General features: G+C 40.1%; 11 protein-coding genes. 5 read left to right on the top strand and 6 right to left on the bottom strand.

All coding sequences use genetic code 11. From position 1 onward, the window contains the following. Nucleotides 1–9: 9 nt before the first annotated feature. The 3 genes from Q0625_RS07520 (at nucleotide 10) to Q0625_RS07530 (ending at nucleotide 3,965) form a co-directional block, all read left to right on the top strand. The gene (locus tag Q0625_RS07520) at nucleotides 10–1,014 is read left to right on the top strand and encodes a type IV toxin-antitoxin system AbiEi family antitoxin (protein ID WP_298825303.1); all 1,005 of its coding nucleotides are present in this window, start codon (nucleotides 10–12) and stop codon (nucleotides 1,012–1,014) included. Continuing rightward, a complete protein-coding gene (locus Q0625_RS07525) occupies nucleotides 980–1,825 on the top strand; it encodes a nucleotidyl transferase AbiEii/AbiGii toxin family protein (RefSeq protein WP_298825306.1) in 846 nt (281 codons plus the stop codon). The genes Q0625_RS07520 and Q0625_RS07525 overlap by 35 nt, the downstream gene beginning before the upstream one ends. 160 nt (nucleotides 1,826–1,985) lie before the next feature. Beyond that, nucleotides 1,986–3,965 carry a P-loop NTPase fold protein gene (locus Q0625_RS07530; protein WP_298825309.1) on the top strand — a complete coding sequence of 660 codons (1,980 nt, stop codon included), beginning with the start codon at nucleotides 1,986–1,988 and terminating at the stop codon, nucleotides 3,963–3,965. A gap of 667 nt (nucleotides 3,966–4,632) precedes the next feature. Here Q0625_RS07530 and Q0625_RS07535 read toward each other — a convergent pair. The 4 genes from Q0625_RS07535 to Q0625_RS07550 form a co-directional block, all read right to left on the bottom strand. Next, nucleotides 4,633–6,873, bottom strand: coding sequence for an FUSC family membrane protein (locus Q0625_RS07535; RefSeq protein WP_298825312.1), 2,241 nt, complete (start codon nucleotides 6,871–6,873; stop codon nucleotides 4,633–4,635). 446 nt (nucleotides 6,874–7,319) lie between these two features. Next, nucleotides 7,320–8,207, bottom strand: a complete 888-nt coding sequence (locus tag Q0625_RS07540; protein WP_298825314.1) for a nucleoside phosphorylase — start codon at nucleotides 8,205–8,207, stop codon at nucleotides 7,320–7,322. 117 nt (nucleotides 8,208–8,324) lie between these two features. Continuing rightward, complete coding sequence (locus Q0625_RS07545; protein ID WP_298825317.1) at nucleotides 8,325–8,954, bottom strand: hypothetical protein; 630 nt, start codon at nucleotides 8,952–8,954, stop codon at nucleotides 8,325–8,327. A 51-nt stretch (nucleotides 8,955–9,005) separates the two neighbouring features. Further along, complete coding sequence (locus Q0625_RS07550) at nucleotides 9,006–10,031, bottom strand: N-acetylmuramoyl-L-alanine amidase (RefSeq protein ID WP_298825320.1); 1,026 nt, start codon at nucleotides 10,029–10,031, stop codon at nucleotides 9,006–9,008. A gap of 177 nt (nucleotides 10,032–10,208) precedes the next feature. Between Q0625_RS07550 and Q0625_RS07555 the strand changes: the two genes are divergently transcribed. Next, nucleotides 10,209–12,956, top strand: coding sequence for a putative LPS assembly protein LptD (locus tag Q0625_RS07555; protein WP_298825323.1), 2,748 nt, complete (start codon nucleotides 10,209–10,211; stop codon nucleotides 12,954–12,956). A 77-nt stretch (nucleotides 12,957–13,033) separates the two neighbouring features. Then, on the top strand, nucleotides 13,034–13,411 hold the full coding sequence (locus Q0625_RS07560; protein ID WP_016420600.1) for a RidA family protein: 378 nt from the start codon (nucleotides 13,034–13,036) through the stop codon (nucleotides 13,409–13,411). A 68-nt stretch (nucleotides 13,412–13,479) separates the two neighbouring features. Here Q0625_RS07560 and Q0625_RS07565 read toward each other — a convergent pair whose 3' ends face one another. Both Q0625_RS07565 and Q0625_RS07570 read right to left on the bottom strand, forming a co-directional pair. Next, entirely contained in the window at nucleotides 13,480–14,031 is a 552-nt protein-coding gene (locus Q0625_RS07565) for a LemA family protein (RefSeq protein ID WP_298825329.1), read from the bottom strand. Nucleotides 14,032–14,226: 195 nt separating this feature from the next. Then, on the bottom strand, nucleotides 14,227–15,014 hold a 788-nt coding region (locus Q0625_RS07570; protein WP_298825332.1), incomplete at its 5' end, for a DUF3137 domain-containing protein.

Raw genomic sequence — 15,014 nt, forward strand, 5'->3', positions numbered from 1 at the left:
GAACAAATAATGGAACGAGATATTTCTTTATTAAAAGAAGTGGTAAAAGCACTTGAAAACGAGGGGGTTAATATAGGTTACCATCGTTATAAAGACACAGAAAAATATGTGGTGCAGATAAAAGAAGCGCATTTTATAACAGAGATATGCCCTAAAATCTCACGATATAATGAAGGAATCATATGCCAACAGATAAGGGAAACCACTCTTAGAGAGGGCTTACCCCTATTACTTGTGACCCCTTATATTCCTCCTGCTATAGCCAAGACCTTTGCCAAAGAGGGTATCAACTATATAGACAAAGCAGGGAATAGCTATATACACCAGGAGCATCTTTTTATTTTTATAGAGGGAAAAAAGAGGGAAACATCTATAAAAATAAATAAATCCCGTGCTTTTGGAGAAACAGGTACTAAGCTAGTTTATGAATTGTTGTGTCACCCTGAGCATGTGAATCTATCTTTCCGAGAGTTGGCATCCCTAACCCAACTATCCTTAGGGTCAGTAGGAACTATCATCCAAGAGCTAACCCAAATGGGTTTTGTCTCTAAAGCAAAAGAAAGGGTCTTGTTGGAAAAGGAAACCCTTTTAAAGCGTTGGCTTATAGCCTATAGTGAGGTACTTCGTCCAAAGCTCATTATGAAGAGAATGCGCCCATTATCCTCCTCTTTTTACAAAGAGTGGAGACAAGTAGATTTGTCCATGATTTCTGAACAAACACAATGGGGAGGAGAGCCCGCAGGTAATATGCTAACAGGAAATCTTACTCCTGCTACTTATACTATCTATACAGATACATCTTGGCAAAACATAGGTAAAACCCTTGGGCTTATTCCTGATGAGGAAGGCCGTATAGAGGTACTGAGTCATTTTTCCACGGAAGCATCCAAAAGCACGGTCTCTCCGCTTTTAGTATATGCCGATCTTATAATAAGTGGAGATAGCAGAAATATAGAAGTTGCAAAAATAATAGAAAACAATGAGTTATCATATCTTAAGCAAAGAGCTGAGTAATCCAGAACTCAAAGACATACTACAAGCACTAAATACTTTCTTCCAGTCCAAAGAGATAGATTTCTATATTGTAGGAGCTACTGCTCGGGATATTCTACTGACTAACTTGTATGGACTCATTCCTGAGCGTAAGACAATGGATATAGATATAGCTATTGCTATATCTAATTGGGAAGAGTTTGAGATTATCGAGAGAGAACTCCCTCAAAGAGAATATTTTGAGAAAGATAGTTGCCAAAAGCAATGTTTTATATATAAAGGATCCTATGCTATAGATGTGATTCCCTTTGGAAAAATTGCACAAAAAGATGGAAATATCTACTGGCCTCCCGATGGGGTTATAGCGATGTCTGTATCGGGTTTCCCTGAAATAGCCGCTGCCACAATCTCTGTAAGTATAGATAATGAATTTGATATAAAAGTTTCATCTCTTTCAGGATTCTTCCTATTAAAGCTAATGGCTTGGAAAGACAGGCATCTATATTCTGCAAAAGATGCCTATGATATGGCTCTTATACTAGACCATTATATAGAAATCAATCAGCAAAGAGCTTACGAGGAACATTATGATCTTTACGAAGCAGAACCCTTTGATCAGATAGAGGCTAGCGGAAGGCTTATAGCAAGAGATATCAAAGTACTTATTGGAGCGAATAAAGCCACTATGACCCACCTAATAGAGATATTAAGCAGAGAGATAGAGCTTTCACAAGAAAGTCCTTTAGTAAATCAATTGGTGAAAGCAAATACGAAACTAAACCCAATACAGGTGCTGAGGATATTAACATCTATGTATAAAGAATGGACTTGATAATAGATTACTAATTAGCATGTTAACAAATTAATAAAATGGACATAGATTGACCACTAAAAAATATAAATTTTTCTTTTGACTTACAAAAATTAGTATTTTTGAACTCTCTACAGAACTGATATTATGGTCAACAAAGATAGAGAAACTTAAGAAGGTTATGAAAAAACTTATAGATAGTTGGTTATCATTTCTCTTTGGAAGAAAGAAACCTAACCTCAATATAGATAAAGACGAACCTATGCAAAAAATTATCAATGTAGTTAAGGACTACCTTAAAAGAGAAACCAATAATGCTCTCCTCATCACCGGTCAGTGGGGCGTAGGCAAAACCTATTTCTTTAATAATACTCTAAGTGAAAAAATAAAAGAGATAAATATTAAAGGGAAAAAAAATAGTAACTACACTCCTATTAGAGTTTCCCTATTTGGAGTCGCCAATATAGACGACATAGGTAGAAGAATTTTTACCGAGTTATTTCCTCGCCTAGGAAAAGGAATGAAAATAGGGAAAGGACTTGCTAAACTTCTTTTAAGTATTCCTATAACAAAAGAGTTTATTCCAGAAAAAATTCCTGAATTAATTAGCGAATTTGAAGCTGATAGTGAAACTAAAAACAATATAATCAACTCAATGACAAACCGCATTGTCATTTGTTTTGACGACTTAGAAAGAGCTAGTAAAGATTTTCCTATAGAAAACCTAATAGGCTATATCAACAACCTCACCGAAAATTATGATCTAAAAACACTTATCATAGGCAATACTGATGAAATAGAAAGTGATACATTCAAGAAAATAAAAGAAAAACTCATAGGAGTAGAAATAGAATTTGATAATAATATAAAACTTGTTTTCGACAATATTGTCAAAAAAAAGTTTCACGAAGAGGAGTCTAACAAGAATACATACGAGAAGTTTCTAAAAAAGGAAAAAGATTTTATATGCAGCTTTTTTAATGAAGGCTATAAAAATATACGTACCCTACTCATAGTGTTAGAGAGTTATAAACATATCTATTCAGCAATAATAGGTCTTAACTCTAAACCTCTTGAAGAATATAGAGAAGACTTAACAAAAAGTACTCTTCTCTTTACAATCGCTATAGCCATTGAGTTTAAAAAAGGAAACTTATCAAAAAATGACAAAGATAGAATGAGTTATGAAATATTAGCTACCTTAGATTTTGGTAACTTGTTAGGGGGTGATAAAAATGTTCAAGAAGAAGCTAAGGGAAAAGAAGAAATAGATCCTAAAAAAATTGAGAATGAATATTACAAGGAAAGTATTTACAGATTTTATGAAACAATATTTGATTACATAGTAGGTATAGATACTTTCATCGAGAAAAAATTCATCAAAGAAGCAAAACAAAAATATGGTATATTACAAAACGAGAATCTACCTGACTGTTACAAAGCACTCAATGAAATTAGCACCGATGTTATCTTCAAAATTTCAAATGAAGATTATATAGAACGGCTAAAAAAAGTCCTACAATGCGCAGAAAATGGAGAATATGAATTAAATAGTTATGTAGGTGTCTACAATCGTATCATAGATTTTGAAGACCCTTTAGAGATAGGAGAAGAAGATCTAAAAAAACGGATAATTGCAGGAATTGAAAAAGGTAAAGACAATTTTAAATACAATCACGAATTAGCCAATATGTCTCAATTCCTTCAATTTCCTAATAGTATAAATGAATATGTAAAGGAAATATTAGAGTATTGCCTTAAAATCAACGAAGAAAAAAAACAAGAAATACATAAAAACGAGAGTGCCGATTTAGAAAAATTATTGGAACCCAGTAAGTTTGAAGAGTTCAAAAAGGTAGCTGTCGAAAAAGCTTCAGTTCCTATCTTTGCATATATTGATAGTAAAGTTATCTTTGATTTTTACAACAATAATATCCCCTTAAGAGTAGATATAGCAAATTTCATAAAAGAAAGATTCGAGACTCACTCTCCTCTCTCAGTACGAAACTTAGAAAAGGATTTTTACACCCAACTAAAACAGTCTATCAAAGAAAAAGCAAACTATTTAAAACCAGGCCCTGAATGTTATGTCTATAATGGATTTGATAAATTACTTGAAAAAATCATTAAAGCAATAGAAGAGAACAAAAATAGTTTATGACTACTTTATCTTCTTTTGTTGAAGAAATTAGAGTATAATTAAATTGTAAATAAACAAAACATTTGTCACCTTTGCCCTATGGAACTAGCACTATCACCAATAGAAATAGAGGAACTTAGAAAGCTCTAATACAACTTACAAGGTAGCTCGGAATATGCCCAAGCAACATGTATTCTAATGTTTTCTATGGGGTAATCCCCCTGATTTTGTAGTGGATTGTTTAGGTGTAGATACAACTATAGTTTACCATTATCGCTTCTTATATCTTGAAGGAGGAATAGATAAACTACTTGGAAATCACAATAAAGGTTATCAAGGACAGATTCGCTCCCCCTCAGTTTGATGTTTCCTTTGTCAGCTTAGAAAATAATCGTACCTTTGCCCCATGAAAATGCAATAGCATTTTCATCTATAGTTGCCCTTTTACACAAGCAGTAAAACAGGCACTTAAAAAGCGAGTTATAAGCCTCTTCCTTTTTGCAGAGAGGCTTTTTGGTATTTGTGGGCTTAACATCTTCTTTTATTGCATAAATTCTTACTTCTTACCTTTCATTCTCTTGACTTTGCTTTCCTAATATTGTAATTTTGCATTCGAGTAGTGATGTAGGGATATTACTAAAAATATAGAGGTCGCTCTAATTAGCCAATTAGCATATTGACTCATTACCTAATTATCCAACTGCCCAATGAGTTTTTCAATATTTTCCGTCAGTTCTCTTAGGTAGTTGAGTTGTTCGGTAAAAAAGAGCATCTCTTGGGGGCGAATAGCGGCTAAGGGGTTATCAGCGACGGGGGCTTTATCCTGCTGGGCAAATAGGTCAAGGGTCGTCTGTCGGATTTCGTAGAATACCTTGGCGTCAAAGGGGCGTATCTCCTCATCTAGCTTGCCGTCTAGGAGGGCTACACAGTGTTGTAGCTTGTGCTGTATCTCCACTATGGCACGAACAAAGAGGTCGCGGATAATAGGCGAGGGTGTCTCACTGAGCTGGGTGCTAAGGGTCGCTACGCAAGAAAGGAAATCCTGCTGAAGTACCTGTATCTCGTTGCGCTGGGTATAGTTCTTTTGCTTTGACTTAGGTTCTTGGAGCATACGCTGCAAACCTGCGTTCAGGTTGGCCAAAGCCAAGAAAGCCTTCTTGCGAGCTACCTTGTACTCGGTGGTGATTTCGGGGTTGTCTGCTCGCTTGATTAGCTCATTGGTATAGCCCAAATTGGCTCTAAGGCTTTTGACAATCAGTAGGTTGTAGTTCTTATGCTCCCATGAGGGGAAGAGCAGGTAGTTAGCACTCACCGAAAGGGCAAAGGCAATCAGGGTATCCACCACACGGTATTGCACCACGCTCATCGCATCAGGGACAAAAAGGGCGTATGCCAATACGATGTATAGGGTGAGGAAAATCGCACTCATACTGAAATTCTCCTGCAATAGCCCATAACCAAAAGGCATACTCATGAGAATGGTTAGCCCATAGATATATTTGTAGATCTCGTAGTCCAAGTGTAGGACAAACTGACAGATATAGACTAAGACAAAAGCAAATCCCGCCCCAATAAGCGTTCCCAAAGCCCTATCCTTGGAGCGCTTGAGGGTAAGCCCATAACCAGGGCGCATAATCACATATACGGTAAAGAGAATCCAATGGGGGTTCTGTACCTCAAAGGCTTCCCCTATGAGATAACCAATAACCGTAACAATGGCTAGGCGCAAGGCATGTCGGAAGAAGGACGACTGAAAAGAAAAGTGGTCTACTAAGCGCTTGATAGAGTAGTTGTCTGCACTAACAAAGCGGCGGTAACTCTTCTCATCGCGGAAACTCACCTCTTGCGTATAGTAGTTGTTGAATATCTGTTGTACGTTATAGATATTTTGGGTTTGCTTAGCCAGATAGTGGTACATTTTCTCCAAAAGCATCTGTTCTTCGGAGAAGGAACCTTCCTGACTAATGGCAATATAAGCCTGCTTGAACTCCAATTGCTTTTCTAAAAGGCTCTTAAGGCTAATAGAAAAGGAACCTTTCTTCCTTTCCCCTATATATTCCGCCATTTTTAGCAATATCTGGGAGAGTTCCTCTAGGAAATAGGTATATTTCTCAAAGAAAGCAGTATCCTTATTCGCATATTTATCTACTTTTTCGTAGGGGATAGGGTTGGCAATAGCCAATTCAAAGATATCCACCATCTCGATAAAGATAAGGAATTGGCGTTGTAGGTAGTTCGTCTTACCGGATTTGGAGCGGGAGTCGAGCAGTACCGCACGTAGCTTCTCATATTCCTCATTCAGGGACGATTGTAGGGAAAGGAGTACCTGTTTGTTGGCGGTACGATGGGTAGTGTCACGGATAAGTAGGGCACGTGTCTGCAAATATTTGGCGGTAAGGGTCATACACTTAGCCAAAAGCTGTTCGCTATATTGGCGCGGACGTATCCACATCAGCACCCGAACCAAAAAGATATACCAAACCCCTGCCAAGAAGATATATAGCGCATTGTAGAGGATATGAATACCCTCCTGAGGACGTACCAAGGCCAAGGTAAGCGTGAAGATCCCTGCAATAGAGACCATCGCCGCCCTTGCCCCATAGAGGGAGATATAGGCATAGCCAAAGGTCAGCACCGCCATGACAGTGAGCAGCTGCCAGAGCGTACCATAGGCATGAACAAAATTCACCGATACGGAGCTAATGGCGACAAATAGGGTAGCGATGACAATCCCACCCAAGTGGTGCTTGCGGTTACCAGGGATATCACTGGGAGCAATCATGATAATAGTGGTAGCCGCAGTAAGCCCTGCCGATACATTGCCCAACAGCCACCCCGCTATGGCACAGGAGAGTATAGCGAAGGACTTGAGCACCCCAATAACGAAGGCGTAGCTCTTGAGAAAATCTAAAAAATCAAGTCGTTTCATTTGCTATGGTAACTTCTAAGCGCAAAAATACAATTTCTTAGGGAAAAATAAAAAATATTTTTTATTCTCCTGCGAATCACATACCCCCTTGTAGGTATCATGCTGGCGCCAGCAAGGTCATCATAAGAGAGCTACAAGTTCGCGTCAGCAAGGGGAAAGAGGAATAAGATTGAAATATAACCAACTGATAATCAATAAACAAAAACTTTTATTTAAAATAATTAAAAATAATGCTTGTTTGTTCGGAAAAAATTTATATCTTTGCACTGTTGTTGTTTGGATGTAAAAGTCCACCTGTAAAGGAATGTTTTTAGTATTTCATTTCCATTACGTTTTTTCTAATGAGCAAGTTCTTTTTTAGTGTTTTTATATCAGTTGTTTTAACCTCATTAGAAATCAGTTAGTTTTAAGTAAAAATCCTCACCATGGTGAGGATTTTTTATTTTTCAGTTTCTGCCTTCTGATGTCTGACCACTGATAATTGACAAGGCATATTGTATAAGTTTCTCCACAGCTTTTCCAGGATCAGCAGAGAAAGTACCTGCGGGGCGGTTGGCGATAATAGCGTTCATCGATAGCGCTTGGTGCCCTAGGAGCTTACTGAGACCATAGATAGCAGCGGTCTCCATTTCCATATTGGTAATGCGATGACCTTCGAAATTATAAGAACCTAATTTCTCATTGAGTTGTTCGTCTTGGGGGACAAGGCGCAGTCTCCTTCCCTGTGGACCATAGAATCCTGGAGCGGTACCTGTGATACCTTTGAATACGGTTGGTGTGTATAGTTTCTCAAGAAGTGCTTCGCTACCTTTTACGATATAGGGATGTCCCTTGTCCATATGCCATTGTGTATGGGAGATAAAGGCTTCTTCCATAGCGCTTTCACGTACCTTGGGACTGTCCTTGTAGGAGTGTAGCATGTTGTCCATACCCAAGCCAAAGGCTGAAAGGACAATGCTATCTACGGGAATATCTGCTTGCAGACTCCCAGAGGTTCCCAAGCGGATGAAAGTCAAGGGCGTATGCACTTCCTTGGGGACTCTTCGCTCTAAGTCAATATTGAAGAGCGCATCTAGTTCATTGAGTACAATATCAATGTTATCAGGGCCTATTCCTGTGGAAACCACAGAGATACGTTTGCCCCCCAAGTAGCCTGTATGGGTTACAAACTCACGTTTGTGGGCGGTAAATTCCACTTTGTCAAAATGGGCACTCACCACAGGCACCCGCTGTGGGTCGCCTACCAAAAGAATTGTAGGGGCGATATCCTCTGCATGGATATTCAAGTGATAGATACGTCCCTCTCTGGAAAGAATAAGTTCAGCGTTGTTCATTTCTTTAGTTTTTAGCACTTTCCGCAAAGATACGATTTTAAAGGCTAATTACCAAGAAAAATTAGTGGTTAGTGGTCAGACTCTGACTTCTGACTTCTGTCTACAGATAAAAGAAGATTAATCATTCCAAAAATCATTTTCTAAGTAGAAAACAGTATCAATAAAAGCCAAAACACCTCCACGAGTAAGCACATTTTCATCATGTAGGTCTTCTAAAATAATGCCTAATTCAGGATTTCTATAGTCATTATTACGAATTACCTCAAAACCATTGTTTTTCATAAAAGCACGTACCTCTTCTATGGAGGTAGGGGTGTCTGCTTTTATAAAATCTTGTTGAACAACAGCATATAGAGTTTTATCTTCTCTGTAAAAACCTAAAAGTTGATAAGCTGTATCAGGGAAAAAGTAGTTGTTAAGCAACAAGTTATAAAAGTAATCTAACCACGAACTATAGTAAATAGAATCATTGAGTTTTATAACCCCCTTTTCCCCTTTCAGATAGACTTTCTGTTCTGCACCCGATGAAATGAATTGGGTAAGATCTAAAGTTCTATACCATAACTGTTGCTCCTCTATCCACTGACAGAGTCTCTCTGTTTCTTCTTCTTTGAAGTGCTTACTTTCTTGAGCCATTGAGCTTGTTTTCTGGCTTCTTCTAAGGTAACGGGCGGCTGCTTGGATAAGAGTTCCATGCTTAACTTGGCTCGCTCCGCAAAGGACATCTTTAAGTTCATTTTTATTCACAGTTTTAGTGGTGGTTAGTTGTTAGTTTTTCATTCTTCACTTTTCACTTTTTCAGTTCGCTCTTTTCCCACGAATAAAAGTTACGATAAAAGCATCGGTAAAGCCTTTTTTCTTAGCTACTTGTAGTAGGTTTTCTATCTTTTTCAGGTCGGTTTCTTTGCCATAATAGTAGCGGAAGGCGTTGCCAATCTTCTCTTTGAGAATGGGGCTAAGTCCTTTGAAGTTGGAGGGAACTGCGGGCAAGTCCTTGTTGCTAGTGGCTATCTGTATGCGATAGAAGAGATCACCATTGGCAGCAGCGACAGCTTCTTTGCTTAGCTGGCTGTTGTTCTTCAGCCAATTATAATAGCCCTTAATGGCCTTAACAATGCTGGAGGCAATCTGTTGTTGTCCTGCAGCGGAGTTGAGGTAATCGCGCTCCTCTTGGTTACTCAAGAATCCTGTTTCTATGAGCATAGCGGGCATGTACGTTTGGTGTAGGACGATGAACCCTGCTTGTTTTACACCACGGTCGCGGCGCTGGGTGTTCTCTGCCAAGGAGGATTGCACCCGCTTGGCCGCTTGGATACTCTGCTCGAGGTATTCCTCCTGCATGATAGAAAGCCCTATGAAGGACTCAGGCGAGTTGATATCATACCCCGCATAACGCTCCTTATAGTCCTTTTCTAAGAAGATTACTTGGTTTTCTTCCTTGGCTACCTCAAAGTTGATATCATTGGCATGTAACCCTAATACATAGGATTCCGATCCATGGGCATCCTTGCTAGGGGAGGAGTTGCAGTGTACCGATACGAATAGGTCGGCCTTAGCCTTATTGGCAATGGCGCCACGTTCGTATAGCTCAATAAAACGGTCGTCCTTACGGGTGTAGGTAACCTTGAACAAAGGATCTTTCTCAAGTTCCTTGCCTATGAGCAAAATGATTTTTAGGACAATATCCTTTTCAAATATTTTCTTATGCACTTTCCCTGGGTCTTTTCCGCCATGTCCTGCATCTAAAACGATTTTAAAAGTCTCTGTCTGTGCCGAGGCAGAGAGGAAAAAGAATAAAAAGATATAGAAAAAATATTTTTTCATTAATTATAAAATTTCTTTAAAAACATTCACAAACTTCCTTTATCTCTTTTGAGATACAAAAAATATCCGTAAGTTTGACCTCTGAAAATAAAGTCTTTACCTATTGCTTAAATCTTTGATTTTCAAAATGCAAAGGTAAAAAAAAATGTTGAACAATCACACTGGCTTGCTTATATTTTGCAAATATACAAAAAATATACCTTATTCCTGAGTTTGATTGCCTGCTTTATAGGACTTTCAGCCCAACAAGAGCTGAAAATGTCTCAGGCAGGTCATACCCTCGTAGATACTATTTTTTCTTCTCTTGATACAGTTATAAGGCCAAGTGATTCCCTTGCGAAACCTCGCTCCCAAAAGAAAGATACCCTTTCTGTCTCCTCAAAAACAGATACCCTTACCAAACCCCTTAGCAAGGTCGCCGATACGCTCAAGGTGGATTCTTTGCGCAAAAGCCCCACTATGCTTACCGATGTGGTACGCTATCATGCCAAGGATTGTGTGGTCATTAGCAAGCCGCTCAATAGGGTGCTGTTATACGATGAATCCCAGATTACTTACGAAGATACGGATCTCAAGGCGGGGATTAGTGTGATCGACTACCAGAAGCGCGAGGCCTATGCAGGACGTATCAAGGACAGCTTGGGAGAGCTAGTACAAGCCCCCGTATTCAAGCAGGCTGATCAGGTGATAGAACCCGATTCTATTCGCTTTAACTATGTGACGAAAAAGGCGATCATCCGCAACGCTTATACCACTCAGGACGAGAATAAGATACGTGCCCAGATTATCAAAAAGGAAAATGACTCTACCTATTTCTTCAAGGAGGGTATGATTACCACTGCGGAAGACCTTACCGACCCTGACTATTATATCCGCTTGCGCAAGGCTAAGTTTGTCCCTAAGAAGAAAATCGTGGCAGGCTTTAGCAATATGTACATCTCCAATGTACCAACGCCTATTGCCTTGCCTTTCGCCTACTATCCTATGGTAGAATCTCGTACCTCTGGCTTGCTCTTTCCTACCTTTGGAGAGGTTAGCGATAGGGGCTACTATGTCCAAAATGGGGGGTATTACTTTGTTCTCTCTGATTATCTAGACCTAGCGCTGACAGGAGATTATTATACCAATGGGAGCTATGGACTACGTGGTGCCTCTACCTATCGCAAGCGCTATAAGTATTCGGGCAATCTAAGTGTGCGTTACGAAAACCTCATTTATAGCCAGCGAGGTTTCCCCGATTATAGCCGTAGCTCTATTTATAACATACAGTGGTCTCATTCTCAAGATACTAAGTCCAGCCCGCTTTCCACTTTCTCCTCTTCGGTCAATTTGGGTAGCTCCACTTATTATAGGAATTCGTATAACCAAGAGAACTCATCCAACTTCCTGAACAATACGCTTTCCTCATCTATCTCCTATTCGCGTACCTTCCCTGCTTATCCGTCGGTGAATCTGTCGCTTACGGCTTCTCACTCGCAGAATACCAATACGCAAAGTATTCAGATGACCCTGCCTGCCCTGCGTGTGAGTATGGAGCGTATTTATCCTTTTGTAAAACGTGGGATGAGTAAGAAAGGGCTGATACAAAATATCAACTTCAATTATAGCCTACAAGGAGACAATCGTTATAATACTACCGATAGGGAGTTCTTCTCCCAAACTATGTTTGCCAAAGGACAAACAGGCTTCCGCCATAGTATTCCTGTTTCTACCAACTTCAAGCTGCTCAAGTTTGTAAGTGTATCGCTTAACTCTTCTATCAATGAGACTTGGCAGTTCAAGACTATTAAGTATCGCGATTATGACGAGCTGACCAATAAGACAACTAAGGATACGATCAATGGCTTTGACCGCTATATGACCTATAACTTTGGGGCAGGGCTAGGAACAACCATTTATGGAACTTTTGATTTTGGAAAGGATAAGAAAATACAAGCCATTAGGCACGTGATGCGCCCTTCGGTAAGTTATGGCTATACGCCTTCCTTTGACAAATATTATGAATACTATATTGCTGATGCCTTCGGAACTAAGCGTGAATATAGTCGTTTCGAGGGGGGACTCTATGGATCACCAGGTCTGAATAAGTCCAGTTCGCTAAGCTTCTCGCTAAGCAATACTTTTGAAGCCAAAGTACGTGAGAAGGGTAAGGACTCATTGGAGGCAGCTAAGCCTAAAAAAGTGATGTTGCTCAATAGTCTTAATTTTTCTTCGGGTTATGATATCATTACCAAGCGCTTTTCTCCACTGAATATGACAGGGGGAACACAGTTCTTTGATAATAAGCTGGGGCTGAATTTTGGGGCTACTTTCAACCCTTATGCAATTGATATTAATGGAACCCAAATGGACAAGTTCAATATCAACAATGGAGGAAGTCTCTTTAGGCTGACCAATGCCAATATGACCTTGAACTATGCTTTCTCCAGTAAGAACTTTAAGAAGGGTAAAAATACAGACAATACCGCCTCTGGAGGACGTGCCGATGATCTTTTCGGATCCGCTATGAACACTGACCTAAGCAAGCCTATGAAGGAGGAAGATCCCAAAGACAAGGAAAAGGAGGAAAAACAACGCTTGTTTAGTGCTTCTATGCCATGGGACTTGACCCTCGCTTATTCACTTTCTTATAGCAATACCAATCGTAATCCTATGATATCGAGCAACTCTCTGATGGTCTCGGGTAATATAGACCTGACTCCTAAGTTCCGTGTGGGGATGTCCTCAGGATACGATTTCAAGGACAAGGGGGTTACTTATACTCAGTTCCGTTTTGAGCGAGACTTGAATAGCTTCCGTATGTCCTTTAGCTTTTCACCCTTTGGGTACCGTAACTCATGGAACTTCTTCATTGGGATAAAGGCTTCCATGCTCTCCGATCTCAAGTGGGAAAAGAACAAACCAGCAGATAGAGTACTTAATTAGCCAATGTGTCAATCAGCTAATGAGTGGATTAGTAATTGACAAAGTGGCAAGTTGTCAAATGATTAAATTAATTTCTTATGAAAAAAGTTATTCTTTCTTCTAAGGCGCCTGCTCCCATAGGCCCTTACAGTCAAGCCATTGAAGCCAATGGCACCCTCTATGTTTCTGGACAGATTCCTATTGACCCAGCCACAGGCGAGGTTGTCGCTGGTGGTATAGAACCACAAGCCAAGCAGGTGATGCAGAGCCTTAAGGCTATTTTGGAAGAGGCAGGTTATACCTTTGATCAAGTAGTGAAAACTACCATCCTATTGGACGATTTGGGTAATTTTGCTAAGGTAAATGAAATCTATGGTAGTTACTTCGGAGAAGGGGCACCCGCTCGCGAAACCTACCAAGTAGCCAAACTTCCTAAGGGAGTAGCCGTAGAAATCTCCTGCATTGCAGTGAAGTAAGCTAAAAGATAAAAAATAAAAGGTAAAAGTATTTCGTACTTTTACCTTTTATTTTTTGCCTTATGATCTTATCTGAAGAGTTCTTTTGCATCAATCGCTTCACGCTGTTTTTGGGAGGCGTATTGCCACTGATATAGGGAGAAACCGAAGAGTCCCGCTAGCAGATTGGCAGGGAAGGTAACGATAGCATCGTTATAATCGGTAATGGAGGCACTCAGGTAGCGCCTACCTGCGGCCAATTGCTCCTCACACTCAGTGAAAGCGTGCTGCAAGTGCAGGAACTGTTGGTTAGCTTTTAGCTCAGGGTATTCCTCAGCACGAGCCATGATATTCATGAGCATCTTATTCCCCTTCTCTGGTTGCAGGTAGGGGTTTTGTTTTTCAGTAACCACAGGGGTACGTAGCTCAGTGATTTGGGCTAAGGTCTCCTGCTCGTAGTTCATATACTGCTTGGTCGTTTCAATAAGGTTTGGAATAAGCTCTGCTCGCTGGATAAAAAGCGAATCCAGTGAGGAAATAGCGTTCTGTATCTGGTTTTTTCTCTTGGCTATCTTGTTAAAAACCAAGACAATGTATAAGAGCACTACCGCTCCTACACCGAGTAAAATGTAAGTAACCATAAGGAGTTTTGAGTTTTGAGTTGTTAGTGGTTAGTTTTCAGAGGACAGAGGACAGTTGTCAGCAGTCAGTAGACAGAAGACAGTAGTCAGTAGTCAGTAGACAGAAGACAGAAGACAGTAGTCAGAAGACAGAAGACAGTTGTCAGTTTCTGACCACTGATTACTAATTACTAATTACTAATTACTGACGTCTGACTACTGACCACTGAGTTTCAATGTTTCAATCATTTGTAATTGTTCTACTAGTTCCTCATAAACCTCAGTTACTAGGTTGAGGTCTATCTTTTGGAAGAGGGCGCCGATAGGGCTATCTACTGAATTGAGTGCATTGCCACGGTTGGTAGCAATGACGATGTTGTCGGTATTGATAGCAATGTATACTTGACCTTTGTAGCGCTCATTGAGCTTTTTGAGACGCTCCATAAAGGCAGGGGTAAGCACATAGCGGGCAGTAATCTGGTCGTCGCAGTATACCTCAAACATCTTTTGGAATTCAGGGTCTTCTAGGCGAATACGCTCGCCTCCTGTGTTGAGGTAAGCGGCAATATCATTGTCGTTGAGTGTGCCGAAAAAGCTCTTGACAGGGTGAATTACGATAGGGTGTTCAAAGGTCTTGGGCGAACGAGCCACAAAGTAATTTCCATAGAAAGCCACTCGGTCGGATTCGTTTTCCTTGCGAACCGTTGGGCGATAGGTAAGAGTCAAGTTACAAGACTGGAAAGGTACCCCATTGTAATGACCTACAATCTGGTCACCCCCTGTAAGGTCATAGCGCTCTTGACGGAAAAGAAAAGATGCCAAGAGGTCACCAAGTCCTATATGTCCCTTTTCTATATACTGAAAATCAGGGCTGATATAATGTACCACACGGCTGAAGATCTTGGACTTGAGCTGGGTATAATCCTCAGTTCCTGCCATTTTTTTCTTCGCCTGTTGCATAGAGACGAAGCTAAATAGGAAACCAAAGACCACAAAACCTATGA

This window comes from uncultured Capnocytophaga sp. (genome assembly GCF_938029845.1).
GTDB lineage: Bacteria > Bacteroidota > Bacteroidia > Flavobacteriales > Flavobacteriaceae > Capnocytophaga.